The sequence below is a fragment of the Pseudarthrobacter sp. S6 genome (genome assembly GCF_050156575.1).
GTDB lineage: Bacteria > Actinomycetota > Actinomycetes > Actinomycetales > Micrococcaceae > Arthrobacter.
In genome coordinates this window covers 2,932,566-2,955,825 of record NZ_CP189581.1, presented here as the reverse complement: position 1 = coordinate 2,955,825, position 23,260 = coordinate 2,932,566, and the positions used below count along the sequence as shown (strand labels likewise).

The following is a 23,260-nucleotide window of genomic DNA, read 5'->3' as shown; positions in this document are numbered from 1 at the left end:
GGACGATTGGGAGATATCGGTCAATTCGGCACTTTCACTTTGTGGGCACCGGCTATTGTGCCGCGATGCATAACCTAGTCCGCTGGCAAGGCAGCAAGGCCGTGTTCGCGGACAAACTCGATGTCATGCTCAACCATTGTCTGCACAATGCGTTTGAATGTGGTGGTGGCGGTCCAGCCCAGTTTCGCCGCGATCTTACTCGAGTCGCCACGCATCTCGGCCGCGTCCACTGGTCGACGGAATCTGGAGTCTAGGTCGACCCGCTCCAACCCGTCACCAATTCCGGCGGCGGCGAATGCGCTTTCCGCAAATTCCTTCACACTGTGGGAGACGCCGGTCGCGACAACGAAGTCATCAGCCTGATCCGCTGCGGCAATCCGTGCTAGGGCCTCGACATAATCAGGTGCCCAGCCGAAATCTCTGATCGAGTCCAGGTTGCCTAAACTCAGGCGATCCTTCAGACCCAAAGCGATGGCAGCCACTCCGAGGGTGATCCGTCGAGTTACGAAACTCGGCGGTCGTCGAAGCGACTCATGGTTATACAGAATTGCTGAGGATGCGAACAGGCCGCGTGCCCTATAGGTGCCCACCGCATGATGCGCGAATGCCTTGGCCGAGCCGTAGGGCGTGATTGGCCGAACGGGAGTGAGCTCATCCTGCGGGACTTGAGTCGCATTACCGAAGATCTCAGCGCTGGACGCCTGCAGAAACTTTACGTCACGTCCGCTTTGCTCCTGCAACTGCCAAGCGGCTTCGAGCAGTGCGATCGATGCGGCGCCAGTGCTGATGGAGGTTTCGTACGGTTGCCGCCAAGATGCGGCTACTGAACTAGTGCCGCCGAGATTGAAGATCGTGTCCGGTTGGACTTCTTCAATCAAGGCGCCGAGCCGCGCCGGGTTCGCCAGATCCCCGATGTGTACGGTTACCGGCTCAGGCAGTTGCTGGGGAGCATCCCCCGATCGGGTCATCCCATGCACCTGCCAGCAGGCGTTGACCAAGTGCTGCGCGAGATAATAACCGTCTTGACCAGAGACACCGGTTATGAATGCGGTTCGGGTAACGGCTGCCTCATCTTGTACCGGGGCCACGATCGTCATTTGGACAGCAACCGCTGCTCCATCAAGTCGTTTTCGACCATCATGGCTATGAGTTCCTTGAAGGAAACCTTCGGCTTCCATCCCAGGGCGCTATGGGCCTTGGAAGAATCGCCAATGAGGAGATCCACCTCGGCTGGCCGCATGAACTTAGGGTCCTGGCGGACATAGCGGCGCCAATCTTCGAGTCCTGCGGCTTCGAAGGCCACCACCAGAAGTTCCTCAATGGAGTGAGTCACACCCGTGGAGATCACGTAGTCGTCGGCCTCGGGCTGCTGAAGCATCAGCCACATAGCCTCTACGTAGTCACCTGCAAAGCCCCAGTCGCGTTTGGCGTCCAAATTACCCAGCACGATCTCGTCCTGGAGACCAAGCTTGATCCTGGCCACGGCCTGAGAGACTTTCCGCGTAACGAACTCTGGGCCGCGGCGGGGTGACTCGTGGTTGAAAAGGACTCCGCTTGAGGCGTGCATTCCGTAGGACTCGCGGTAGTTGATAGTCATGTAATGACCGAAGACCTTAGCCACCCCATAGGGGGAGCGCGGCCACAGAAGCGTCTCTTCCCGTTGCGGTACTTGTTGAACCTTGCCAAACATCTCCGAAGAGGATGCCTGGTAGAAGCGCACTTTACTCAAGTCTTCCCCGGCATAGAGCCTGGTAGCTTCGAGAATGTTCAACACTCCCTTGCCCGTGACATCGGATGTCATGGATGCGTTTTCCCAAGAGTAAGCAACGAAGGAAATCGCCCCAAGGTTGTAGACCTCGTCGGGTTGGGCAATGGCCAGCACGCGTACAAGCGAGGAAACGTCGGTGAGGTCTCCCGTGAGCAGCTGCACGCCCGGAACCGTTCTCTGTACTAGCTCAAACTTGGGGTTGTTTTGGCCTCTGATAAGGCCAAAGACTTCGTAACCCTTTGAGAGCAGCAGCTCTGCAAGGTAAAGGCCGTCCTGACCGGTGATGCCGGTTATAAGCGCACGAGGCATAGGGGGTGATGTCCTTTTAGTTCGAATAGTCAAGCAGAGCCACTATATAGTGTTCCGTCAGTACGGGCGTATTGGAGTTAGATGTCTGGCTGCGCGTGGCAGTTCGCGGCGTAGCGGTAGGCGACTTCGTGAGCCTCTGCACAGCTTTCCCACGTGAACTTCTTGACCTGCAGAAATCCCTTAGCTTGAAGCTCAGCCGTACGGTCGATTGCTTCCATTATTCCGTCTGCAATCGCACGCGGCGAATTGGGATCGAACATAACCGCGGCGTCACCACATACTTCGGGCAAGGAGCCGGCTGTAGACGAGGCCACTGGACAGCCGGAGGCCATGGCTTCCAAAGGCGGCAACCCGAATCCTTCGTAGAGGCTTGGGAAGACCAAACACTTCGCGCGTCGGTAGAGCTCAAGTAGTTCGGCGAACGGCACTAGGCCTTTCACATCCACATTCTCGGGTACATGGGTGAGTCCCTCAAGGCCGCCGCCCGTGAGGACCAGCCGCAAATCCGGCTGCTCGCTTTGCAGAATGCGCATGGCTGCAAACAGTGTGGCGTGGTTCTTGTGAGCCCATCCACGTGCTGGATAGAAGATGAAGTTCTCTCGCTCACCAATGTTTGGTGTGAACTCGTCGGCGTCGACAGCCAATGGGGCGATGAAAACCTTGTCAGCGTCGATCTTCAGGTGCTCCACAATTGTTTGCTTGGCAAATTGGCTGATGGTGACCACAGCATCCGCTTTACGAGCCGCGCGCTCATAGAAAACTCTTCGATACAGACGCTCGACGCGGCTGAATAGATGGGGTAGGTCGCGGTGTTGTACGTCGCAGAGGGTCTGTACCGAAGGCATCGACCGGCGAGGGACTGGAACATTTACTGCGAACGGCACATGAAAAACGTCATTGCCCTCCATACGGGTTAGGAGAGCCTTGCGCCTGATCAGCCCTGTAACGAGGGCAAGAATGCGGTCCTTCGAAGAACCTCCGCCAGATATCTCCGGGCAAACCACCTCGGGGATCCGTCCGGAAAAGCCCGCGCCCGTTTGGCTCACATATGTCGTCGCAGTTATGTCCCTACGCGATGCCAGTCCGCGGAGTAACCCGCGGGCGTAAGTTTCCCCACCGCCCATCCCGCCGGGCACTAAGGTCAGCATGGCGACCGCGATTCTTAGCGGCCGGGTGTCAGCAGCCGCCGCGTTAGGTAAGGATTCTTCTCGCATTGATTCAGCCTATCCTGCGCTTCAAGCTCCTGGCCGCGACTTCCCTCCTGAAGCGGCAAGCCGACACTACCCTCACCTAGCCAAGCTCACCGAGCCGGGACATCTAACGCGCCACGTTGCTGATTCTTGTGCCACTGGTTGGAGACCAATCGATTCGGCCGCCTTGGAAGTTCTGGGCGTTACCACCACCAACAGTTGAATATACGCCGGTGGTGGGGTAGCCGAGGGGGCCGGATTCCCAGGCTTGGGCGGCCCAAGCACTGCGAATTGGTCCGTTGGGGCTGAGCTGCGCGCCGGTGGTGGCGGTCCAGTAGATGGCACCGTTTTCGTAGCCTTGGGATTTGGCTCCGTTTGGTGCGGTTCTGATGTCGGTGGTGGGGTAGCCGAGGGGACCGGATTCCCAGCCTTGGGCGGCCCAGGCGTCGCGGATCACGCCGGCTGAGATGTGTGCGCCGGTGGTGGCGGTCCAGTAGATGGCACCGTTTTCGTAGCCTTGGGATTTGGCTCCGTTTGGTGCGGTTCTGACGTCGGTGGTGGGGTAGCCGAGGGGACCGGATTCCCAGCCTTGGGCGGCCCAGGCGTCGCGGATCACGCCGGCTGAGATGTGTGCGCCGGTGGTGGCGGTCCAGTAGATGGCACCGTTTTCGTAGCCTTGGGATTTGGCTCCGTTTGGTGCGGTTCTGACGTCGGTGGTGGGGTAGCCGAGGGGACCGGATTCCCAGCCTTGGGCGGCCCAGGCGTCGCGGATCACGCCGGCTGAGATGTGTGCGCCGGTGGTGGCGGTCCAGTAGATGGCACCGTTTTCGTAGCCTTGGGATTTGGCTCCGTTTGGTGCGGTTCTGACGTCGGTGGTGGGGTAGCCGAGGGGACCGGATTCCGAGCCTTGGGCGGCCCAGGCGTCGCGGATCACGCCGGCTGAGGTGTGTGCGCCGGTGGTGGCGGTCCAGTAGATGGAACCGTTTTGGAATGTCTGCGACAGGCCGGCTTTCGGGCCAGCCTTGATGTCGGTGGTGGGGTAGCCGAGGGGACCGGATTCCGAGCCTTGGGCGGCCCAGGCGTCGCGGATCACGCCGGCTGAGGTGTGTGCGCCGGTGGTGGCGGTCCAGTAGATGGAACCGTTTTGGAATGTCTGCGACAGGCCGGCTTTCGGGCCAGCCTTGATGTCGGTGGTGGGGTAGCCGAGGGGACCGGATTCCCAGCCTTGGGCGGCCCAGGCGTCGCGGATCACGCCGGCTGAGATGTGTGCGCCGGTGGTGGCGGTCCAGTAGATGGCACCGTTTTCGTAGCCTTGGGATTTGGCTCCGTTTGGTGCGGTTCTGACGTCGGTGGTGGGGTAGCCGAGGGGACCGGATTCCGAGCCTTGGGCGGCCCAGGCGTCGCGGATCACGCCGGCTGAGGTGTGTGCGCCGGTGGTGGCGGTCCAGTAGATGGAACCGTTTTGGAATGTCTGCGACAGGCCGGCTTTCGGGCCAGCCTTGATGTCGGTGGTGGGGTAGCCGAGGGGACCGGATTCCCAGCCTTGGGCGGCCCAGGCGTCGCGGATCACGCCGGCTGAGATGTGTGCGCCGGTGGTGGCGGTCCAGTAGATGGCACCGTTTTCGTAGCCTTGGGATTTGGCTCCGTTTGGTGCGGTTCTGACGTCGGTGGTGGGGTAGCCGAGGGGACCGGATTCCGAGCCTTGGGCGGCCCAGGCGTCGCGGATCACGCCGGCTGAGGTGTGTGCGCCGGTGGTGGCGGTCCAGTAGATGGAACCGTTTTGGAATGTCTGCGACAGGCCGGCTTTCGGGCCAGCCTTGATGTCGGTGGTGGGGTAGCCGAGGGGACCGGATTCCCAGCCTTGGGCCGCCCAGGCGTCGCGGATCACGCCGGCTGAGATGTGTGCGCCGGTGGTGGCGGTCCAGTAGATGGCACCGTTTTCGTAGCCTTGGGATTTGGCTCCGTTTGGTGCGGTTCTGATGTCGGTGGTGGGGTAGCCGAGGGGACCGGATTCCCAGCCTTGGGCGGCCCAGGCGTCGCGGATCACGCCGGCTGAGATGTGTGCGCCGGTGGTGGCGGTCCAGTAGATGGCACCGTTTTCGTAGCCTTGGGATTTGGCTCCGTTTGGTGCGGTTCTGACGTCGGTGGTGGGGTAGCCGAGGGGACCGGATTCCCAGCCTTGGGCGGCCCAGGCGTCGCGGATCACGCCGGCTGAGATGTGTGCTCCGCTGGGGGCGGTCCAGTAGATGGCACCGTTTTCGTAGCCTTGGGAAACCCCTCCCTTCGGACCAATTCTCACGTTGCTAACGGCCTTGCCTAGTTCCGGGGATGAGGCAGCCAACTCGGTGATCGCCTTGAACGCCGCACTAGGAATACCGGCCCTCGCGAAGGCACTCAGCTCGTCATAGGTGCCGTTCCAAACGTTCGAGTCGCCAGCGAGTGGCCCGGTGCTGCTATACTGCCAGATGCTGTAGTTGCTCCAACTCCCTGTGGGAACCGAGCCTGCGTTGTTCGTCGGTGAGCCAGGGTACGCCGCAACCCACAGCGGGTAGTCACCGAAGCCGGAAGGATTGCCGAGGCACTGGTTCCACCAGTTTGTGTTGGTGTAGATAACAGGAAGGCGTCCCGTCAAAGACTGCATGGTGTTGCCGAAGTCGCGGACCCAGGAAGTCAGCTGCGCTGGCGACATTCCGTAGCAGGTGTTGCCGAAATAGAAACCATTTACGGTCCTGCCCTCGTACGGGTTGAACTCAAAGTCCAGTACCGGTGGCAGCGTGTAACCGTCCGCGGACCAGCCTCCGCCATTCTGTACGAAGTAGCGTGCCTGGTCCGCGCCTGAAGACCAGTTGGGGATAGCGAAGTGGTAAGCGCCACGAATCATGCCTACGTTCCGAGAACCCTGATATTGCGAGCTGTACGACAGGTTGGTGTAGTAATTGCCCTCACTTGCCTTGACATAGGCAAATCGGGCACCCATGTTCCACTGCTGCTGCCAATCGATGCTCGGCTGATGGCCGCTTACGTCCAGTCCCTGCACTCCAAACGTCGGCATCCAGGTGCCTTCTGTTCCGAGCGACTCAGCGCTGAGCTTTTTGAAGCTGGAGCTTGACGATGATGCAGCCACTCGTGCGGAGCGTTGGCCCATTTCCGCACCGCCAACGCCAATGGCGTCCGCCATGGACTCGTTGATGCTGGCTGGATCAGGAGAGGGCGTCGCTGTCGGAGTCGGCGTGACGACGGGCGGCGGTGCAGCTTGCGAAGAAGATCCGGTCGGAGCAGTGACCGGCACTGGCGAAGAAACTGCAGGAGTGGGCGCGGGCCCGGATATTGAAGGCGTCGGAGTCGGGCCGGGCTCAACGGCGAAGGCCACCCCGGCCAATCCGGGTCCCGCCACGAGAGCGGCAGCCAAGACTGCTGTCCCCAGGACATGCAGCAGGGGACGGTGACTGTTGGACTGGGTCCGCTTCATTTTGGCTCCGGAGAAAATGAGGCGCCAACTTGAGCGCGACACTAGTGGGTTGCAGTTCAGGGGGAGACGCTGAACTGGAAATCGAGACTGAATGCGCCTACCCTAACACCGCAGTGACTGCTGTAACCAGAGTTTCGATTGTTGCCAATGTGAATGATGCGCCACTGTTATCCACACCCTGTCCCATATGACTTGGCGGCGTGCGCTACGCTCCCTAGGCTGTATCCCAGTTGAACTGCCTCCGCCGGGGGCGGCAGTTGTATTGGGGAACTACATGGACGCTGTGCGAATCGTGGAAGACGAAGTCCGCGAGCTGATCCGCCGTCGCGGTCTGGATCCGCTGCGGCAGGCGGGCGAGGTCCGTCGTCTCGTAGAGGCGGCTGTCAGCGATTACGACGAACGCGCACTGATGGGGCCACTGCCTCCGATTGGTCCGTTGGAAGCCGCTCGCAGATTTGTCTTTGACGCTGTGGCCGGGTTCGGTGTCCTTCAGCCGCTGCTGGACGATCCCACCATCGAGGAAGTCTGGATCAACGCGCCCAACGAAATCTACGTGGCCAGGAACGGCGAGTCGGAACTGACCTCGCTCAGCCTCACTGACCAACAAGTTCGCGATCTCGTGGAGCGCATGCTGAAGAGTTCCGGCCGGCGCCTGGACATGTCATCGCCCTTTGTCGACGCCGCACTCCCCGATGGTTCCAGGCTGCATGTGGTCATCCCGGATGTCACCCGCAGGCACTGGGCCGTAAATATCCGCAAGTTCGTGGTGAAGGCCAGCCGCCTTGAACACCTCGTCGAGCTGGGCACGCTGACGCCCCAGTCGGCCCGGTTCCTCGGTGCAGCCGTATCCAGCGGACTGAACATCCTTGTGTCAGGCTCCACCCAGGCGGGCAAAACCACCATGCTCAACTGCCTGGCAGCGAGTATCGGCAGCCGTGAGCGCGTCATTACGGTCGAGGAAATCTTTGAGCTCCAGTTCCCCCTCCGGGATGTCGTCGGACTCCAATGCAGGCAGCCCAACCTCGAAGGCGAGGGCGAAATCCCTCTGCGCAGGCTTGTCAAGGAAGCCCTCCGGATGCGCCCGGACCGCTTGGTCGTTGGAGAGGTACGGGAAGCGGAAAGCCTCGACATGCTCATCGCCTTAAATAGTGGCTTACCAGGCATGTGCACCGTCCATGCAAACTCAGCCCATGACGCGGTGACCAAGATCTGTACCCTTCCGTTGCTCGCCGGTGAAAATATCTCGTCTGCCTTCGTGGTCCCTACCGTCGCGTCCTGCATCGACCTCGTGGTTCACTGCAGCCGCCACGCCAACGGCCGCCGCCAAGTAACCGAGATCCTTTCCCTCGGCCGGCGGGTGGAAAACGGCATCATCGAATCCTCCATGGTTTTCGCGATGGAGGATGGCCAGCTGCAGCCGCGGGCCAACTCCATGCCCGCGGCGGAGAAGTTTTCCCGAGCAGGGTACGACGTCGCGGCGCTGCTGGAGCCGCGCTGATGGCGCCTCTGTTAGGGGTGCTTGCAGGCGCCGGGCTCTTCCTGATCTGGTGGTCGTTCTGGGAGAAACCGGCCGCGCTGAAGCGCCGCCCGAGGGTCAGCCGCCTCGAGGACCTGCTGGCCTCGGCCGGAATCGAAAGGGTCACCGGGCCGGGCCTTGTCGCCTCCTGCCTGGGCTTAGGCATTTTTGTGGCTCTCATCTTCTTTGTGGTCAGCCGGTCATGGCCGATCTCTGTCTGCTTCGGACTGTTCGGCGCCTGGCTGCCCGTCAGCATTGTCCGGTGGCGGGCAAACAGGAGAACCGCCGTCCTACGCCAGCTCTGGCCGGACGTTGTAGACCACCTGCGCTCGGCCATCCGCGCCGGGCTTTCACTGCCGGAGGCCCTGATCCAGCTGGGGGAGAAGGGCCCCGAGGAGCTTCGGCATGTTTTCCGGGATTTCGGAGCCGACTACCGTGCCGGCGGGCAGTTCGATGCCTCTCTTAACCAACTCAAGGACCGGCTGGCGGACCCTGTGGCGGACCGGATTGTCGAGGCACTCCGGCTGACCCGTGAAGTGGGCGGTTCGGACCTGGGGAAACTGCTGGGCACCCTCGCGGAGTTCCTCCGGGAAAATGCGCGGACCCGCAGTGAGCTTGAGGCCCGGCAGTCCTGGACGGTTAACGCCGCCAGGCTCGCGGTGGCCGCTCCATGGATCGTTATGCTCCTCCTGGCCACCAGGCCGGAGGCCGTCTACGCCTACAACACCCCCGTGGGAGCCGGTGTCCTCCTCGGCGGGCTCGTAGTGTCGCTGGTCTGTTACTCCATCATGCTGCGCATTGGCGCCCTTCCGCAGGACGAACGGGTGCTGCGATGAATGGGATCTCGGCGGCCGCGTTTGTTTGCGGCATCGTACTCGGAACGGGCCTCTGGCTGATCTTCGTCCGGCTGCCCATTATGCGCCCGCTCACGTTCGTCGAGCGCATCGAGCCACAGCTGAAATCGCAAAACCTTGAATCGCGGTTGCTGCGGGCAAGCGGGCAGAACGCCACTCCATTCGGGCCATTGGAACGGATCGTGCGTCCACTGCTTCACGACGGACTCGCCGCCCTTGGGAAGTTAAACCTCGGGTCAAAGGCGCTGACCCGAAGGCTTGCTCAAGCGGGGATCAGCAAAGCACCTGTCGATTTCCGGGCCGAGCAGCTTCTCTGGGCCGCCGCGGGATTCGCCGCCGCCCTGGCGGCGGTGGTACTGGGCGCGGTGTCCGGCCGCTTCAGTCCCTTCCTCGCGGTTGTGGCCGTCCTCGGAAGCGCGCTCGGCGGTTTTCTGTTCCGGGACTTCTGGCTCGGCGTCCAGATCAGCAGGCGGGAATCCCGAATGATGGCAGAATTCCCCAGCCTCGCCGAGCTTATGGCGCTGGCGGTCGGTGCCGGTGAAAGTGCCACGGGTGCGCTGGACCGCGTCTGTCGCAGTGCGAGAGGAGAACTGGCCAAGGAGTTTTCCAAGATTCTTGCTGAGACCAGGGCTGGGAAACCGCTGGTGGAAGCGCTCCAGGAGTTTTCCGCCCATACAGATCTGGGGCCGCTCGTCAGATTTGTTGACGGCATCATCGTTGCGGTCGAGCGGGGTACCCCGTTGGCCGATGTGTTGAGGGCTCAGGCCCAGGACGTCCGGGACACGGCAAAACGGGATCTGATGGAGTCGGCGGGCAAAAAGGAAATTGCCATGATGGTTCCCTTGGTTTTTGGTGTCCTTCCCTTAACGGTGGTCTTCGCAGTTTTCCCCGGCATCGCGGCCATCAGCCTCGGATTGTAGCCATGACCATCACTTCTGCGCTCATATCCCTTAGCCGCCACGTCAATTACACAGCGTCACTTACACAATGAATGGGACGGAAATGAAAAACATGGGAATCTCGAGCAGCGTGTTGCTCCTTGCGTTGCTTGCCGGCCTTTGGGCATGGGCCAGTGGTACCGCGTCGGGCAGAACAGACGTCCGGCATGGCGGCGAGGCCTCTGTCCACGACCACCCGGAGCGTGGCGACGTGCCTGGTTGGGTGATGATCACTTTAATGTCTGCGGTCCTGGTGGCTGCCTTGCTGGCTCTCGCCGGCCCGGCTCTCGAAACGATGTTCAATCAGGCCATGGACAAGGTCGGCAAGTAAAACATGCTGGGCGCCAGCCAGTGCTCGTCCAGCAGGCTACCGCGCCGGTCCAGGGACGGCGCCGAGCCGGGCTGGCGCGCGGATGAACGCGGCTCAGCAGTAGTGGACTTCGTCATGGTTGGCGGCCTGCTCACCATGTTCTTCCTGGCGATCATCCAGCTGACCCTGGTCCTGCACGTCCACAACACACTGATCGACGCCGCCGCCTCCGGGGCGCGCTACGGAACGCTCGCAGACCGGGGAGCGTCAGACGCCGAAGAACGGGCGGCGATGTTGATTGTGACCGCGCTCAACACTGACTTCGCGCAGGACATCAGCACCACGGAAATGACGTTCCAGGGCCTGCGGACCCTGGAAGTAACCATCAAGGCTCCCATGCCCGTCATCGGGCTTATCGGCCCGCGGGACCTGCTGGAGGTAAAAGGGCATGCAGCCATCCAACCCTGAAAGCCTGCGAACCCGTCTCCACCAGAGATTCCGGGAGGCACTTGGCGAGGGATCAAGGGAAGAAGGGAGCGCGGTGGTCGAATTCACGTTCCTCGCCCTGCTCCTGATGGTCCCGCTGGTCTACTTCATCATCACCGTAGGCCAGATCCAGGGCGGGTCATTTGCCGTAGTCGGCGCCGCTGACCAGGCCGCCAAGGTGTTCGTGGCCCAGCCGGATGCACCATCGGCGCAGGCCGCCGCCGAACAGGCAGCCCTCATCGCCCTCGCGGACTTCGGCCACGATGCCGGGCAGGCACGCGTATCTACCCGGTGCGTCCCTGCCGACTGCCAGGCCGCCGGCACGGCCGTCACCGTCACGGTCAACCTCACTGTGCCGCTGCCCTTCGTGCCGTTCAACGAGGACTTCAGGCTCAAGGCCAGCGAAGTTGAGGCCTCGTCCACCCAACTTGTGGGCAGGTTCAGGTGACCCCAAAGATGACGCACAAAGCGATCCCCGAAGCCAAACCCAGCGACTCAGGCGAGGACGGCCAGATGATCGTGATGATCATTGGCTACGTCGCGGTGGCCCTGCTGGTGGTTACGGTGGTCACCGGCATTTCCAGCGTCTACCTTGAACACAAAAGGTTGCTGTCACTGGCCGACGGCGCCTCGCTGGCTGCCGCCGACAGCTACACCTTGGGCGAGGTCGGGGGAGAGGGCGGGAACCCCTCAGCCATATTGGGTTCCGGCCGCGTCCGCAGCGTTGCGGCCGACTTTGTCGCCCGGAGCCCGTCGTCGGTCCGGTTCGACGGGTTAGCCGTTTCAGCGGGGACCGGCAGCCCTGACGGATCCACCGCCGTCGTGGTTCTCAGCGCTGTTGTCCACCCGCCGATGGTGAACTTCCTGGTGCCTGATGGAATCAGAATCGAAGCGGCCTCCATGGCGCGTTCCCGGCTCACGCGCTGACTGGACGCGGAGAAGTCAGGGAAGTCCGGCACTTCGGCCTAATAGCGTAGGCTTAAACAACCATGGCCACTATTGATTTTTCCGCAGAGATCCGCGCTCTTCGCGCCACCTACACCTCCATCGAACAAGTCAGCGATGTTGAGGCCCTGAAGGAAGACATCGCCGAACTGAGCGAACGCGCCGGCGAGCCCAACCTGTGGGATGACCCCGCCGCGGCCCAGAAGATCACCTCACGCCTGTCGCACCGCCAGTCCGAGCTGGAGCGGCTGAACAAGCTGGTGTCGCGGATTGATGATCTCGAAGTGCTGGTGGAGCTCGGACAGGACGAGGACGACGCCGATTCCATGGGCGAAGCCGCTGCCGAGCTGGAGTCCATCCGGAAATCCCTGAAAGACCTCGAAGTGGTGACCCTTCTTTCCGGAGAATACGACGAACGCGAAGCCGTGGTGTCCATCAGGGCAGGGGCAGGCGGCGTTGACGCCGCGGACTTCGCCGAAATGCTGATGCGTATGTACCTGCGCTGGGCCGAACGCCATGGTTACCCCACCACCGTGATGGACACGTCCTACGCCGAAGAGGCCGGACTGAAGTCCGCAACGTTCGAAGTCAAAGCACCGTACGCGTTCGGCACACTCAGCGTCGAAGCCGGAACCCACCGCCTGGTAAGAATCAGCCCGTTCGACAACCAGGGCCGCCGCCAGACGTCCTTCGCCGCCGTCGAGGTCATTCCGCTCATCGAATCCACGGACTCCATCGACATCCCGGACAACGAGATCCGCGTTGACGTGTTCAGGTCCTCCGGTCCCGGCGGGCAGTCGGTTAACACCACAGACTCCGCCGTCCGCCTCACCCACATCCCCACCGGCACCGTGGTGTCCATGCAGAACGAAAAGTCGCAGCTCCAGAACCGGGCAGCTGCCCTGCGCGTTTTGCAGTCCCGGCTCCTTCTGCTGAAGAAGGAACAGGAGGACGCCGAAAAGAAAGCCTTCGCCGGCGATGTCAAGGCATCCTGGGGCGACCAGATGCGTTCCTACGTCCTGAACCCGTACCAGATGGTCAAGGACCTCCGCACCGAACACGAGGTGGGCAACACCTCCGCAGTGTTCGACGGCGAAATTGACGACTTCATCGACGCAGGGATCCGCTGGCGCACCGACAACCGCAACGCCGCGAAGTAGCACCTGCCGTGCCTACCGGCTAGGCCCGATCGCGCGACACACCCCCGTAGCCCCCGAAATCCGGCCAAGAGGCTGCGTATAGTCGAGGAGCCGGGGCTCTTCTTCCCCCAAACGAATGCCCGCGCACCGGCTGCAGATCTGGGCTGTATCAGCCGTGCCTGCAGGGTACTTAGGGCCATGATCCGATTCGAAAATGTCACCAAGGTCTACGACCAGACGGCCCGGCCTGCGCTGGACGATGTCAGCCTTGAGATTGACCGTGGTGAATTTGCCTTCCTCGTCGGCGCTTCCGGATCCGGAAAGTCCACCTTCCTGCGGCTGGTGCTGAAGGAAGACCGGGCATCCTCCGGCGCCGTCTACGTGGCCGGGCAAAACGTCGCCAAGATCTCCAGCTGGCGCGTGCCCAGGCTCCGCCGTGGCATCGGCGTGGTCTTCCAGGACTTCCGGCTCCTTCCGCAAAAGAGCGTGTTCGCCAACGTTGCCTTCGCGATGCAGGTCATCGGCAAGAGCCGCAGCGTTATCCGCGACACCGTCCCCGAAGTCCTCAAGACCGTGGGCCTGGAAGGCAAGGAAAACCGCCTTCCCCATGAACTTTCCGGCGGCGAGCAGCAGCGTGTGGCGATTGCCCGCGCGGTAGTCAACCGCCCCGGCATCCTTCTTGCCGACGAACCCACCGGCAACCTGGACCCCACCACTTCGATGGGCATCATGGGCGTGCTGGACAAGATCAACCAGAACGGCACCACCGTGGTCATGGCCACACACGACGACGACATCGTCAACGAGATGCGCAAGCGCGTTGTCGAGCTCAGGAACGGCATCGTGATCCGCGATGAGGCCAGGGCTTTGTATACCTCCATGATCCCCGTAGTAGGCCAATCCCGCCGGCTCAGGGACGCCAGTGGCCGGGACGAAGCCCAGCCCCCCGCACCCGGGGAACGGAATCCCGGCTCAGGGGAGGAGCAGCGATGAGGCTCGCCTTTATCCTCGGTGAGATCGGCAGCGGACTGCGGCGCAACATCACTATGGTGGTTTCGGTCATCCTGGTCACCTTTGTTTCGCTGACATTCGTCGGCGCCGCAGGCATGCTGCAGCTCCAGATCAACCAGATGAAGGGCTACTGGTACGACAAAGTCCAGGTTGCCATCTTCCTCTGCAGTGACGGTTCGACGGCGGCCGGTTGCGCCACCGGGCCGGTCACCGCGGAGCAGCAGGAGAACCTGAAGACCCTGCTGGCCTCTCCTGCAGTGGCCCAGTACGTCAACGACTTCCAGCACGAATCCAAGGACGAGGCCTACAAGCACTTCAAGGACCAGTTCTCCAATTCTCCGATCGTCGACTCCGTCACGCCGGACCAGCTCCCTTCATCCTTCCGGATCAACATGAAGGATCCGGAAAAATACCAGATCATCAGCGAGACGTTCTCCTCGCAGCCGGGCGTCGAAACGGTCATTGACCAGCGCCAGCTGCTCGAGCGGCTGTTCTCTGCCATGAATGCCGCCTCCCTGGTGGCCGTCAGCATTGCTGGCGTGATGATCGTGTGCGCCATCCTCCTGATCGCCACCACCATCAGGCTCTCGGCCTTTAGCCGCCGCCGAGAGACCGGGATTATGCGCCTGGTGGGTGCGTCCAAGATCGTCATCCAGCTCCCGTTCATCCTGGAAGGCGTGATAGCGGCTGTGATCGGCGCAGCCCTGGCGTCCGGCACATTGTGGGCGGTGGCGCACTTCTTCCTGGGCGAGTACCTGTCCAAGCAGTATCCAGACACGGCGTTCATTTCACCGGGGCAGACGCTCATTCTTGCGCCTGCCTTGCTGATCCTTGGCGGATCTTTGGCAGGAATTTCGTCCCTCTTGACCTTACGCAGATATTTGAAGGTTTAGGCTGTGCAAACCGAACAAGGAATCCTGATGAACGAATTGCACCGAACTGTGCCCCGGCACCGGGCCGAACGCACGCGACCTTCAGGCCGCCGCGCTGGCCTGATCAGCGGCGTCCTGGCACTGCTGCTCGCCGCCAGCATGGGTGCCTCAGCCCCGGTGGCGCATGCTGATGAGCTCGATGACAAGCGTGCCGCCCTTGAAGCTGAGGCGGCCCGGGTCCAGCAGTCCTTGGAATTCGTGGATTCGCGCATCGCTAAGGCCGCCGGCGACCTGGTGATCTACCAGGGCCAGCTGCCAGGCGCCCAGCAGGCCCTCCTGGAGGCCCAGGGGCGCGTGGCCAGTGCGGTCAAGGAAGTCGAAGCGCTGACGGCGCGAGTTGACCTTGCGCAGCAGAACAAGGCCAAAATCACGCAGCAGCTTGAGGCTGATAAGCAGAAAATCGCCGACACCAAAAAGCTGATCGGCCAGATCGCCACCCAGGCCTACAAATCCGGTGGCGTTCCGTCGAACCTGACCCTCTTCTTCGGGGCCAACAACGGCGGCAGCCTGACCGACACCATGGACCTCGCGGACCAGGCCATGCGCAGCCAGAACGCCGCCATGGACAAGCTGTCCCAGCAAAGCGCCACCAACGTAAACTCCCAGGCCCGGCTTGAAGCCGTCGAGGCTGAGATCAGGGACCTCAAGGCCAAGGCCGATGCCGCACTGGAAAGGGAAAAGGCTGCCCGTGACGAGGCCGCTGCCCAGAAGGCCCAAGTTGATCAGTTGATCGCCGACACAACCAGACTTGACGCTGAACTCCAGGCGGCCAAGCCAGGCATCCAGTCCCAAATTGCGGCGGTTGCAGCAAGCCAGAACTCCGTCGCCAACGAAATCGCCGAACGTGACCGAAGGCTCCGCGAGGCCTGGGAAGCCGAGCAGCGCCGCCTCGCCGAGGCTGCCGCTGCAGCGGCGGCAGCCCGGGCGGCCGCCCAGGGCCAAGCTCCGCCAGCACAAGCGCCGTACGTTCCGGTGACCGGATCGCCGTCGGCCTTTGGCCTGCGGCACCCCTTCTCCGGTGACGTGCCCATCACGTCCGGCTTCGGCTGGCGTGCCACGCCGCCGGGAACCATCGACTTCTACGGCACCGGCGGTTACCTCCACACCGGCATCGACTTCGGCGCCGCCTGCGGCACACCGGTCTACGCAGCGGCAGCCGGCGAGGTCTTCTCCTCAGGCTGGAACTCCGCCGACGGCGGCGGCTGGCGCGTGAAGCTCTCCCACGGAGTGGTGCAGGGCAACTCATTGACCACCATTTATTATCACAACAGCAGCATCGTGGTCTCCAACGGCCAGCAGGTATCGCAGGGACAGCTCATCGCCTACTCGGGCAGCACCGGCAACTCAACGGGCTGCCACGCACACTTTGAAACCTGGCTCAACGGCACCGCAGTTGACCCGATGCGCCTGCTGTAACGCCGGTCCGCGCCTGCCGTACACTGGTATGACTCCGCGCCGGAACGGCCGGAGCCAACCAGGATCCAAGAACTGAGGAGTTCCACCGTGCCCAAAGAAAGTGGCCGTAAAGTAGTGGCCACCAACCGTAAGGCCCGGCATGACTACCTTGTGCTGGACACCTACGAGGCAGGCATCGCCCTGATGGGGACCGAGGTCAAGTCCCTGCGCGAAGGCCATGCCTCCATGGTGGACGGCTTCTGCACGTTCTATAACGATGAGCTGTGGATGGAGGGCATCCATATCCCCGAGTACAACCAGGGGAGCTGGACCAACCATTCCGCACGCCGCCGTCGCAAGCTGCTGCTGCACCGTGAGGAGCTCAACAAGATCTCCGTGAAGATCCGCGAGTCCGGCTTCACCGTGGTCCCGCTGCAGCTGTACTTCCTCGACGGCCGGGCCAAGGTGGAAATCGCGATCGCCCGCGGTAAGCGCGAGTACGACAAACGACAGACCCTGCGTGAACAGCAGGATAACCGCGAAGCCCTTCGCGAGGTCCGGGAACGCAACCGCCGGTAGGAATGTTTTCCGCCGGACATGCGTTAGGATAAATAGTCCGGCAGGGATTTGTGCCTGCACAGCCCGGCCGGTTTGAAAACAAAATACGGGGATGATCGGTTTCGACGATGTTAGTCGCGACAGGTGAAGCGGGCCGAGGATGCAGAATTATCTCGTAAACGCTGTCTGCAAACCAATAAGTGCCAAATCAAACCGCACTGACTTCGCTCTCGCTGCCTAAGCAGTAAGACAGTCCGTCAGCCCGAGGTTGCTATTGCCCCGGATCCTGGCGTCATTTAGATAGCCACTGCTGCTTGCCTCCGTCATCGGGGCAAACGGGACTCTTAGATGACTGGGCCCGGATCAGCCACCTGTTTGCAGGAGGGCTGGGGCCGAGAAAATCCGACGCAAACTGCGCCCGGAGAAGACCTGTTAACACGACATCGGACGGGGGTTCAATTCCCCCCATCTCCACATTTTGAATGTCGCAAGACATTGCCAGAAGACCCGGACCCAGCGTCCGGGTCTTCTGGCATTTAAGTGCCGTGTCTGCGCCCTTGTTCACCCACGGCGTAGCCGTTCCGGGACTACCGGAGGCCACCGCGTGGTTGTCGCCAATAGGCTCCGGCGCAGCACAAGGTCTGGAAACCGGAGGCAGCCACGCCAGCCAGGAGGTGCGCCATGGACCCGGCCAGTGAATCCCGTGCGGAAGAGTACGACGACGGTCCGCTGGACTCGTATTCGGAGACCGTCATGCGCGTGGCCGAGACGGTTACCCCGCATGTTGCGGCCATTGAAATGACCGGAAACCGACGCAACGGCCGTTTCCGGATGGGTGCCGGCTCGGCAGTGCTGTTCACGGAAGACGGTTACCTGCTGACCAATTCACACGTGGTAGCCGGCACGCACCAAGGCCATGCCGCGTTTGCCGACGGCAGCAGGACCGATCTTGAACTGGTGGGGGCGGATCCTTTGTCTGACCTCGCGGTGGTCCACGGCCGGGCGCCGAAAGTGGCCCCAGCGCAGTTCGGCGATGCCGAGACGCTCCGGGTGGGCCAGCTGGTCATTGCGGTGGGAAATCCGCTGGGCCTGGCCGGATCAGTCACAGCTGGCGTGGTCAGCGGCCTGGGGCGCGCCATTCCGGTGTGGTCCAGCGGCAACCGGCGCGTGATCGAGGACGTCATCCAGACTGACGCGGCACTCAATGCCGGCAGTTCCGGCGGAGCCCTGGCCGATACTCACGGCCGCATCGTAGGAATTAACACCGCAGTGGCCGGCGCGGGGCTGGGCCTGGCCGTGCCCATCAATACCACTACGCGGCGCATCATCTCGGCGCTGCTGAAGGACGGCCGTGTCAGGCGGGCTTATCTCGGCGTGGTCAGCACGCCGTTCCGGCTCAATGCCAGCGCGGTGATCAGGACGGGACAACGGGACGGGCTGCGCGTGGTGGAGATTCTGGCCGGTTCGCCTGCAGATCGCGGGGGCCTGCGGGCGGGTGACGTCATCCTGACAGCCGGAAGCCGCCCCGTCAGCAACGCCGAGAGCTTGCAGAAGCTGCTGTTCGTCGATGCGATCGGCCAGCCGCTGCCGATTCGGGTGCTGAGGGACGGCCAGGAAGTGGACATTGTGGCAGTGCCCGAAGAGATGGCCGGGAACGGGTAACCGCTACCGGCGCTTCTTCAGGTGGGCTACCGGGTCCTGCGGGCCTTCAATCGGGCTCTTGGCCTTCTTCTCCGCGCGTTTTTCCTTGATGGTTTTAACCGGTTTCTTGTGCAGCTGCTGATGTGGTGACTTATCCGGCATGGCGTGCTCCTTACAGTGGGGGACGGGCTGCGTCCCACTTCGTAAAATACGCCTGTTCAGCCCCGAATGTAATGCCCCGGATCAGTCCGGAACTGCAACGTCCGCAATGCCCACAAAACGGGTCCCGACGCCGTCGAACTCGCTCCTGATAAGGCCAGCCCGCAGCGGGGGCACCTCGTCCGGGGAATGGTGCTCGCACACCACATACGTGAATTCCGGCCACCATTTCTTAGGCCGGGCCGCTTCTTCATAGCCGCAGACGGCGCATTCCAGGTGCACCCAGACCGGACGCTTGCCGGTCCGGTTGGCCCTCGACTGGATCAGCCATGCCGGCGGGTTGTCCAGGATTTCGCCCAGCTCCGCCTCGGTCATTCGTTTGGGGATGCCATGGCGCTGGGCCATTTCCATCGGTACATCAAGGGCAATTGCCGCGTCACGTCTGCTAATCATCAGAGTCAACGATACGGGACGGGGCCAAACCGAAGGAGCTTCCTACGACGCCAGGGCGATGCCCACAGCCGCCGCGGCGAAACCGGCGGCCAGGTTGGCGCCGACGTTCAAGGCTGCGGCCCCGAACCGCGACTCACTGAGCAGCCGCACCGTCGCGGTGGTCCAGGAGCTGAACGTGGTGAGGCCGCCGGCAAAACCGGTGGCGACGGCGGTCTGCCACTCGGGAGCGAGGCCCAGCTGTTTGGTGATGCCGATGGACAGCCCTATGATCAGGCACCCGGTGACGTTGACTGTCAGCGTGGCCCACGGCCAGTGCCGCGGCGTCCCGCTGGAGCCCACGGCGCCACGGAGCCCCGAACGGTGGGCGAACCAGCTGTCGACGGCGAAGCGCAGCAGGGCGCCCGCCATGCCGAACACTCCCACCAGGACCGCGCCCATCATGATGCTGCCTCCAGCCGGTCGGTGAGCAGCCGCCCGGTCCGCCAGCCACCGGCCGCGGCGCCCAGACCCAAAACCAGGGACAGCCCCAGGTAAGCCATCCACACCGGATATTCACCAGCCGTGGCCAGCTGGTCAATCGAGAACATTACGGCTGAGAACGTGGTGAACGAGCCCAGAAGTCCTGGCCCGAGGCCGGCGCGTAGCCAGAATGCAGTCCGCGGCCGGGCGATCCAAACCGTGGTGAGGCCGGCCAGCACAAAGCTGCCAGCCACATTGATTCCCAGGGTGGTCAAGGGAATTGTCCCCGCGGCTTCCGGAAACGCGAGTCCCAGGCCGTACCGGAGTTCGGTTCCGGCCAGGCCGCCCGTCGCCACGGCCACCCAGGCCTGCCATGCCGGCGCGCGGGTGTTCGTCATTCAGGTGCCACTGAGGGTGCAGCCGGTGTGGGGGTGGTCGCTGTGGACCCAGAGCGCAGCGGTGACTTCATCCGCGAGATCATAATCCCGCTTCCTGCCGGGGCTGCTGATCCGCACCACCAGCGCGCCGCCGAACGGCTTGCGGCCCACGACCTCCACCTCGGCATCGAGATCGATTTCCTCGGCGGAAAGATACCGGAGCAGATCCGGGTTCTCGTCGCTGATGCGGGTGATCCGGCCGGTGTGTCCGAGATCGAGTTCGCCGAGCAGATGGGCCTTCGGCAGCAGCACCGTGCCGTCCGCGGCGGGGATCGGGTCGCCGTGCGGGTCGCGTTGCGGGTTGCCGAGTTTCGTCGCCATGCGCTCGATAAACGTGTCCGACACCGCATGCTCCAGCAATTCGGCTTCGTCGTGGACTTCGTCCCAGCTGTAGCCGAACTCCTGGACGAGGTAGGTCTCAATAAGCCGGTGCCGGCGCACCATGGACAGTGCCAGCCGGACACCGGAGTCCGTGAGGGTGATGGCGCTGTAGGGCTTGTGGTCCACCAGGCCCTGGTCCTTGAGCTTGCGGACCATCTCTGAGACCGAAGAATTGGCCACCCCCAGGCGCTGCGCGAGCTGGGAGGACGTAATTGGTTTATCCTGCCACTCCGTGAAGCCGTAGATGACCTTGACGTAGTCCTCGATCGAGGAGGAGGGCGCGCTGGTCTTCACGCCTCCAAGCCTACCCGGTGGTCTGCGCCCGTCACGCCTTCGCTGCCCGCCACGTCAGCGTCAGGTACGGCAGGCTGATGTCCCCTTCCACGGCGTGCCCCAGATGCGTGTGCAGATACCAGTCCAGATTGGCCAGGACCTTGCTGCGGGTGGCTTCGCCAGCGCTCAGGTAGTAGCTGCGGGACTTCGTTAGTTCCATGATGTCCGCCGTGCTGAGGCTGTCCTCCCACCCCGCCACATGGCTTTGGAGGCCTTCAAACTCCGGGCCCACCACCGGTCGGAAGCCGGGCTTGTAGACGTCGCCTGCGTGCATGATGCGGGACAACCGGTGGACCCACGGCACGGACGTGTCCAGCTGGTTCCAGATCAGGGCCATGGTTCCGCCGGGCCGCAGGATCCGCGCCAGTTCGGTGCTCGCTGGAAGCGGATCGCACCAGTGCCAGGCCTGCGCAACGCTCACGACGTCGAACGAGGACTCAGGGAGGCCGGTGGCCTCTGCGGTCCCCGGGGTCGCGTAAACCCCCGGGTAGTGTGCCCGCAGCTGGTCCAGCATGTCCGGGGACGGGTCCACGGCGGAAACCGCCAGGCCGCGTTCCATCAGCAGGGCGGTGAACTTGCCGGTCCCGGCGCCCACGTCCACTGCGTCTTTGGCTCCGGAAGGGATCAGCCAGTCCGCTGATTCGGCGGGGTAGCCAGGGCGTACGCGCTGGTAATGTTCGCCGCCGTCCTGGAAACTCTGCCCGAGTTCCAGGCGGCGTCCGTGCTCAAGCCTGGGGCCACCCCGTGCCACGTCCGGCCTCCTTCAACTCTGCCAATGCCGTATCCGTCGAATTTACCGTATAGGCCTCCACCCGGTGGGTGGCCGTCAGATCAGGAGGTACAGGACGAAAGGCTCAGTCAGTCGTCAAGGCACGGAGCCGCGCCGGCCGTACCCGGCGTGTTGGGCGCCCAGTGCGGGTAGGTGCGGGTGTCGTTAGCCGGAACCCAGCGGCCCGCGTCCACCACGTAGTCCCAGCCCAGGCCGGTCCGGCGGAGTTGCTCCAGGCCTGCAAGGAGCCGCTGGGCATCCTCCAGCCGGGAGCCCACGCCGAAGCTGGCCCGCAGCGAACCGGAGGGAAGGCCGAGGCGCTTGAGGAGTGGGTGCGCGCAAAAGCGGCCGTCCCGGAGGCCAACTCCGTGCTCGGCCGACAGGTACGCGGCCACGAGTCCGGCGTCGTATCCTGCCACGGAGAAGTTCACCACGCCGATGGTGCCGGTGTCGGCGTCCGTATCCGAGAAGATCTGGTGCACGGTGACGCCGTCGATCTTCCCGAGCCCGTCAACCAGGAATGACCGGATGGCCGCTTCGTGGGCGTGCCAGCGGTCCTGGTCCAAGGATGCGATGACCTGGGTGGCCCGTGCCAGGGTAGCCGCACCCAGGACGTTGGGGGAGCCTCCCTCGTGCCGGGCCGGGCCGGTGGCCCAGCTGACGCCGTCGAGCTTGGCCTCGCGGACGGCGCCGCCGCCGGCCAGATGGGGAGTACCGGCGTCGAGCCAGTCCGTGCGGCCCACCAGGACCCCGGAGCCGAAGGGCGCGTAGAGCTTGTGGCCGGAGAAGGCAAGGTAGTCGACGTCGTCGGTGCTGATATTGATGCGTCGGTGCGGCGCCAACTGCGCGGCGTCCACCACGATCCGCGCCCCGTACTCATGGGCGAGGGCGGCCAGGGCCTTGACCGGCAGGATCTCGCCGGTGACGTTGGAGGCGCCCGTGACCGCGAGGAGACTGACGTTGCCCTGCTCAAGTTCGGCGCGCAGGACCTCAAGGGTCCCCACGATGGTGTCCGCGGCGACGACGCTGCGGTGCGGGACGCCCTGCCACGGCAGGAGGTTGGCGTGGTGCTCGATGTCCAGGTAGAGGACATCTCCATCCGGCCGGCCATCCGTCGCTGGCAGGCAACCTGCGAGCAGGTTCAGCGAGTCGGTGGTGTTCCGGGTGAAGATGACGGAGTCGTCCGGGCGTCCGCCCACAAAATCGCGCACGATGTTCCGGGCGTTCTCGTAGACAGAGGTGCTGATCTGCGACGCAAAGCCCGCGCCGCGGTGGACGCTGGCGTAGAACGGCAGGATCTCGTTGAGGTAGGCGGACACCACGGAGAGGGCAGGAGCGGATGCGCCGTAGTCCAGGTTTGCGTAGCGGACATGGCCGCCCTGGATCAACGGTGCCTGGATTTCCGCGCCGGTGACGGCGGATAGGGGGCGTCCGGAGACCGTAGCGGCATCGTGGATCAGCGCAGCGGCGTTGTTGGGGGAAAAACTGGCGGGGGAGACGGTGGCAGTTGTCAAGGAGACCTCACTCTAAAAGGACTCCCGGTACCGGGAATCCGCGCTTGCCGTGTCCATTCCGGACCGGCCTGGTCGTCACCCGGGGCACCCCACCGCGAATGGAGGGTTGCCGGCCAGCAAACCGGGGTTTAGCGCTGGCACTCGTGACCTGTTAAGAGCGTAGAACATGTGCCGGGGCGAGAAGGAAGCCCGCCCCAATGTTAAGGGCTTTGTTACGCACGTTTGAGGAATGGAATATTTGTCGAAGATACGACGGCGGACGCCCCAATCAGGGGGCGTCCGCCGTCGATAATT

The 23,260-nt window shown here is 63.2% G+C and carries 24 protein-coding genes, 1 other RNA gene and 1 riboswitch; of the genes, 14 read left to right on the top strand and 11 right to left on the bottom strand.

Features of this window, described 5'->3' with window-relative positions; translation table 11 throughout:
* Positions 1–74: 74 nt before the first annotated feature.
* The 4 genes from ACQCS0_RS14130 to ACQCS0_RS14115 all read right to left on the bottom strand — a co-directional run bounded on the left by ACQCS0_RS14130 (position 75) and on the right by ACQCS0_RS14115 (position 6,445).
* Positions 75–1,097, bottom strand: coding sequence for a GDP-mannose 4,6-dehydratase (locus ACQCS0_RS14130; RefSeq protein WP_426938595.1), 1,023 nt, complete (start codon positions 1,095–1,097; stop codon positions 75–77).
* Entirely contained in the window at positions 1,094–2,077 is a 984-nt protein-coding gene (locus ACQCS0_RS14125) for a GDP-mannose 4,6-dehydratase (RefSeq protein WP_426938594.1), read from the bottom strand. The genes ACQCS0_RS14130 and ACQCS0_RS14125 overlap by 4 nt, the downstream gene beginning before the upstream one ends.
* Positions 2,078–2,154: 77 nt before the next feature.
* Positions 2,155–3,291, bottom strand: coding sequence for a glycosyltransferase family 4 protein (locus ACQCS0_RS14120; protein WP_426938593.1), 1,137 nt, complete (start codon positions 3,289–3,291; stop codon positions 2,155–2,157).
* A 103-nt stretch (positions 3,292–3,394) separates the two neighbouring features.
* Positions 3,395–6,445: a GH25 family lysozyme gene (locus tag ACQCS0_RS14115; RefSeq protein ID WP_426939793.1), complete on the bottom strand. Its 3,051-nt coding sequence runs from the start codon at positions 6,443–6,445 to the stop codon at positions 3,395–3,397.
* A 565-nt stretch (positions 6,446–7,010) separates the two neighbouring features.
* Here ACQCS0_RS14115 and ACQCS0_RS14110 point away from each other — a divergent pair.
* The 14 genes from ACQCS0_RS14110 to ACQCS0_RS14045 all read left to right on the top strand — a co-directional run bounded on the left by ACQCS0_RS14110 (position 7,011) and on the right by ACQCS0_RS14045 (position 18,482).
* Positions 7,011–8,234: a CpaF family protein gene (locus ACQCS0_RS14110; protein WP_056343673.1), complete on the top strand. Its 1,224-nt coding sequence runs from the start codon at positions 7,011–7,013 to the stop codon at positions 8,232–8,234.
* Positions 8,234–9,088, top strand: a complete 855-nt coding sequence (locus ACQCS0_RS14105; RefSeq protein ID WP_426939792.1) for a type II secretion system F family protein — start codon at positions 8,234–8,236, stop codon at positions 9,086–9,088. The genes ACQCS0_RS14110 and ACQCS0_RS14105 overlap by 1 nt, the downstream gene beginning before the upstream one ends.
* Positions 9,085–10,026, top strand: coding sequence for a type II secretion system F family protein (locus ACQCS0_RS14100; protein ID WP_354223776.1), 942 nt, complete (start codon positions 9,085–9,087; stop codon positions 10,024–10,026). The genes ACQCS0_RS14105 and ACQCS0_RS14100 overlap by 4 nt, the downstream gene beginning before the upstream one ends.
* 91 nt (positions 10,027–10,117) lie before the next feature.
* The gene (locus ACQCS0_RS14095) at positions 10,118–10,375 is read left to right on the top strand and encodes a hypothetical protein (protein WP_426939791.1); all 258 of its coding nucleotides are present in this window, start codon (positions 10,118–10,120) and stop codon (positions 10,373–10,375) included.
* A 3-nt stretch (positions 10,376–10,378) separates the two neighbouring features.
* Positions 10,379–10,822 carry a TadE/TadG family type IV pilus assembly protein gene (locus tag ACQCS0_RS14090; RefSeq protein WP_426939790.1) on the top strand — a complete coding sequence of 148 codons (444 nt, stop codon included), beginning with the start codon at positions 10,379–10,381 and terminating at the stop codon, positions 10,820–10,822.
* Positions 10,823–10,895: 73 nt separating this feature from the next.
* Positions 10,896–11,288 carry a hypothetical protein gene (locus tag ACQCS0_RS14085; protein ID WP_354166887.1) on the top strand — a complete coding sequence of 131 codons (393 nt, stop codon included), beginning with the start codon at positions 10,896–10,898 and terminating at the stop codon, positions 11,286–11,288.
* Positions 11,289–11,296: 8 nt separating this feature from the next.
* Positions 11,297–11,767 (top strand): pilus assembly protein TadG-related protein, encoded by a 471-nt coding sequence (locus tag ACQCS0_RS14080; protein WP_354161262.1) that lies wholly within the window; start codon positions 11,297–11,299, stop codon positions 11,765–11,767.
* 62 nt (positions 11,768–11,829) lie between these two features.
* Positions 11,830–12,945, top strand: coding sequence for a peptide chain release factor 2 (gene prfB / locus ACQCS0_RS14075; RefSeq protein ID WP_160672173.1), 1,116 nt, complete (start codon positions 11,830–11,832; stop codon positions 12,943–12,945).
* 177 nt (positions 12,946–13,122) lie between these two features.
* A complete protein-coding gene (ftsE, locus tag ACQCS0_RS14070) occupies positions 13,123–13,917 on the top strand; it encodes a cell division ATP-binding protein FtsE (protein WP_354161265.1) in 795 nt (264 codons plus the stop codon).
* Positions 13,914–14,828: a permease-like cell division protein FtsX gene (gene ftsX / locus ACQCS0_RS14065; protein WP_354153574.1), complete on the top strand. Its 915-nt coding sequence runs from the start codon at positions 13,914–13,916 to the stop codon at positions 14,826–14,828. Before ftsE ends, ftsX begins: the two co-directional genes overlap by 4 nt.
* A 27-nt stretch (positions 14,829–14,855) precedes the next feature.
* Entirely contained in the window at positions 14,856–16,283 is a 1,428-nt protein-coding gene (locus ACQCS0_RS14060) for a peptidoglycan DD-metalloendopeptidase family protein (RefSeq protein WP_354223782.1), read from the top strand.
* An 87-nt stretch (positions 16,284–16,370) separates the two neighbouring features.
* Complete coding sequence (smpB, locus tag ACQCS0_RS14055; protein WP_160672161.1) at positions 16,371–16,841, top strand: SsrA-binding protein SmpB; 471 nt, start codon at positions 16,371–16,373, stop codon at positions 16,839–16,841.
* Positions 16,842–16,928: 87 nt separating this feature from the next.
* Positions 16,929–17,297, top strand: a transfer-messenger RNA (tmRNA) gene (gene ssrA, locus ACQCS0_RS14050).
* 204 nt (positions 17,298–17,501) lie between these two features.
* On the top strand, positions 17,502–18,482 hold the full coding sequence (locus ACQCS0_RS14045) for a trypsin-like peptidase domain-containing protein (RefSeq protein WP_354153576.1): 981 nt from the start codon (positions 17,502–17,504) through the stop codon (positions 18,480–18,482).
* 3 nt (positions 18,483–18,485) lie between these two features.
* On the opposite strand, the gene ACQCS0_RS14040 is transcribed toward ACQCS0_RS14045, so the two are convergent.
* The 7 genes from ACQCS0_RS14040 to ACQCS0_RS14010 all read right to left on the bottom strand — a co-directional run bounded on the left by ACQCS0_RS14040 (position 18,486) and on the right by ACQCS0_RS14010 (position 22,966).
* The gene (locus ACQCS0_RS14040; RefSeq protein WP_185260969.1) at positions 18,486–18,623 is read right to left on the bottom strand and encodes a hypothetical protein; all 138 of its coding nucleotides are present in this window, start codon (positions 18,621–18,623) and stop codon (positions 18,486–18,488) included.
* Between the two features lie 81 nt (positions 18,624–18,704).
* Entirely contained in the window at positions 18,705–19,073 is a 369-nt protein-coding gene (locus tag ACQCS0_RS14035; protein WP_354153577.1) for a hypothetical protein, read from the bottom strand.
* A 42-nt stretch (positions 19,074–19,115) separates the two neighbouring features.
* Positions 19,116–19,514, bottom strand: coding sequence for a CrcB family protein (locus ACQCS0_RS14030; RefSeq protein WP_354223784.1), 399 nt, complete (start codon positions 19,512–19,514; stop codon positions 19,116–19,118).
* The gene (locus tag ACQCS0_RS14025) at positions 19,511–19,930 is read right to left on the bottom strand and encodes a CrcB family protein (protein WP_354223786.1); all 420 of its coding nucleotides are present in this window, start codon (positions 19,928–19,930) and stop codon (positions 19,511–19,513) included. The genes ACQCS0_RS14030 and ACQCS0_RS14025 overlap by 4 nt, the downstream gene beginning before the upstream one ends.
* Complete coding sequence (locus ACQCS0_RS14020; RefSeq protein ID WP_354153580.1) at positions 19,931–20,644, bottom strand: metal-dependent transcriptional regulator; 714 nt, start codon at positions 20,642–20,644, stop codon at positions 19,931–19,933. It lies immediately after the preceding gene.
* 31 nt (positions 20,645–20,675) lie between these two features.
* Positions 20,676–21,434 (bottom strand): class I SAM-dependent methyltransferase, encoded by a 759-nt coding sequence (locus ACQCS0_RS14015; protein ID WP_354223788.1) that lies wholly within the window; start codon positions 21,432–21,434, stop codon positions 20,676–20,678.
* Positions 21,435–21,541: 107 nt separating this feature from the next.
* Positions 21,542–22,966 carry an aminotransferase class V-fold PLP-dependent enzyme gene (locus ACQCS0_RS14010; protein ID WP_354223790.1) on the bottom strand — a complete coding sequence of 475 codons (1,425 nt, stop codon included), beginning with the start codon at positions 22,964–22,966 and terminating at the stop codon, positions 21,542–21,544.
* 35 nt (positions 22,967–23,001) lie between these two features.
* Positions 23,002–23,115: riboswitch (SAM riboswitch) on the bottom strand.
* Between the last annotated feature and the right edge of the window lie 145 nt (positions 23,116–23,260).

Bases quoted from the DNA above. Each gene is read 5' to 3' on its own strand.
- ACQCS0_RS14130 (WP_426938595.1), bottom strand. From the start codon at position 1,097: ATGACGATCGTGGCCCCGGTACAAGATGAGGCAGCCGTTACCCGAACC.
- ACQCS0_RS14100 (WP_354223776.1), top strand. From the start codon at position 9,085: ATGAATGGGATCTCGGCGGCCGCGTTTGTTTGCGGCATCGTACTCGGA.
- ACQCS0_RS14110 (WP_056343673.1), top strand. From the start codon at position 7,011: ATGGACGCTGTGCGAATCGTGGAAGACGAAGTCCGCGAGCTGATCCGC.
- ACQCS0_RS14115 (WP_426939793.1), bottom strand. From the start codon at position 6,445: ATGGCGGACGCCATTGGCGTTGGCGGTGCGGAAATGGGCCAACGCTCC.
- ACQCS0_RS14095 (WP_426939791.1), top strand. From the start codon at position 10,118: ATGGGAATCTCGAGCAGCGTGTTGCTCCTTGCGTTGCTTGCCGGCCTT.
- ACQCS0_RS14030 (WP_354223784.1), bottom strand. From the start codon at position 19,514: ATGATGGGCGCGGTCCTGGTGGGAGTGTTCGGCATGGCGGGCGCCCTG.
- ACQCS0_RS14080 (WP_354161262.1), top strand. From the start codon at position 11,297: ATGACGCACAAAGCGATCCCCGAAGCCAAACCCAGCGACTCAGGCGAG.
- ACQCS0_RS14120 (WP_426938593.1), bottom strand. From the start codon at position 3,291: ATGCGAGAAGAATCCTTACCTAACGCGGCGGCTGCTGACACCCGGCCG.
- ACQCS0_RS14090 (WP_426939790.1), top strand. From the start codon at position 10,379: ATGCTGGGCGCCAGCCAGTGCTCGTCCAGCAGGCTACCGCGCCGGTCC.
- ftsE (WP_354161265.1), top strand. From the start codon at position 13,123: ATGATCCGATTCGAAAATGTCACCAAGGTCTACGACCAGACGGCCCGG.
- prfB (WP_160672173.1), top strand. From the start codon at position 11,830: ATGGCCACTATTGATTTTTCCGCAGAGATCCGCGCTCTTCGCGCCACC.
- ACQCS0_RS14040 (WP_185260969.1), bottom strand. From the start codon at position 18,623: ATGCCGGATAAGTCACCACATCAGCAGCTGCACAAGAAACCGGTTAAA.
- ACQCS0_RS14105 (WP_426939792.1), top strand. From the start codon at position 8,234: ATGGCGCCTCTGTTAGGGGTGCTTGCAGGCGCCGGGCTCTTCCTGATC.
- ACQCS0_RS14025 (WP_354223786.1), bottom strand. From the start codon at position 19,930: ATGACGAACACCCGCGCGCCGGCATGGCAGGCCTGGGTGGCCGTGGCG.
- ACQCS0_RS14045 (WP_354153576.1), top strand. From the start codon at position 17,502: ATGGACCCGGCCAGTGAATCCCGTGCGGAAGAGTACGACGACGGTCCG.
- ACQCS0_RS14060 (WP_354223782.1), top strand. From the start codon at position 14,856: ATGAACGAATTGCACCGAACTGTGCCCCGGCACCGGGCCGAACGCACG.
- ACQCS0_RS14125 (WP_426938594.1), bottom strand. From the start codon at position 2,077: ATGCCTCGTGCGCTTATAACCGGCATCACCGGTCAGGACGGCCTTTAC.
- ftsX (WP_354153574.1), top strand. From the start codon at position 13,914: ATGAGGCTCGCCTTTATCCTCGGTGAGATCGGCAGCGGACTGCGGCGC.
- ACQCS0_RS14035 (WP_354153577.1), bottom strand. From the start codon at position 19,073: ATGATTAGCAGACGTGACGCGGCAATTGCCCTTGATGTACCGATGGAA.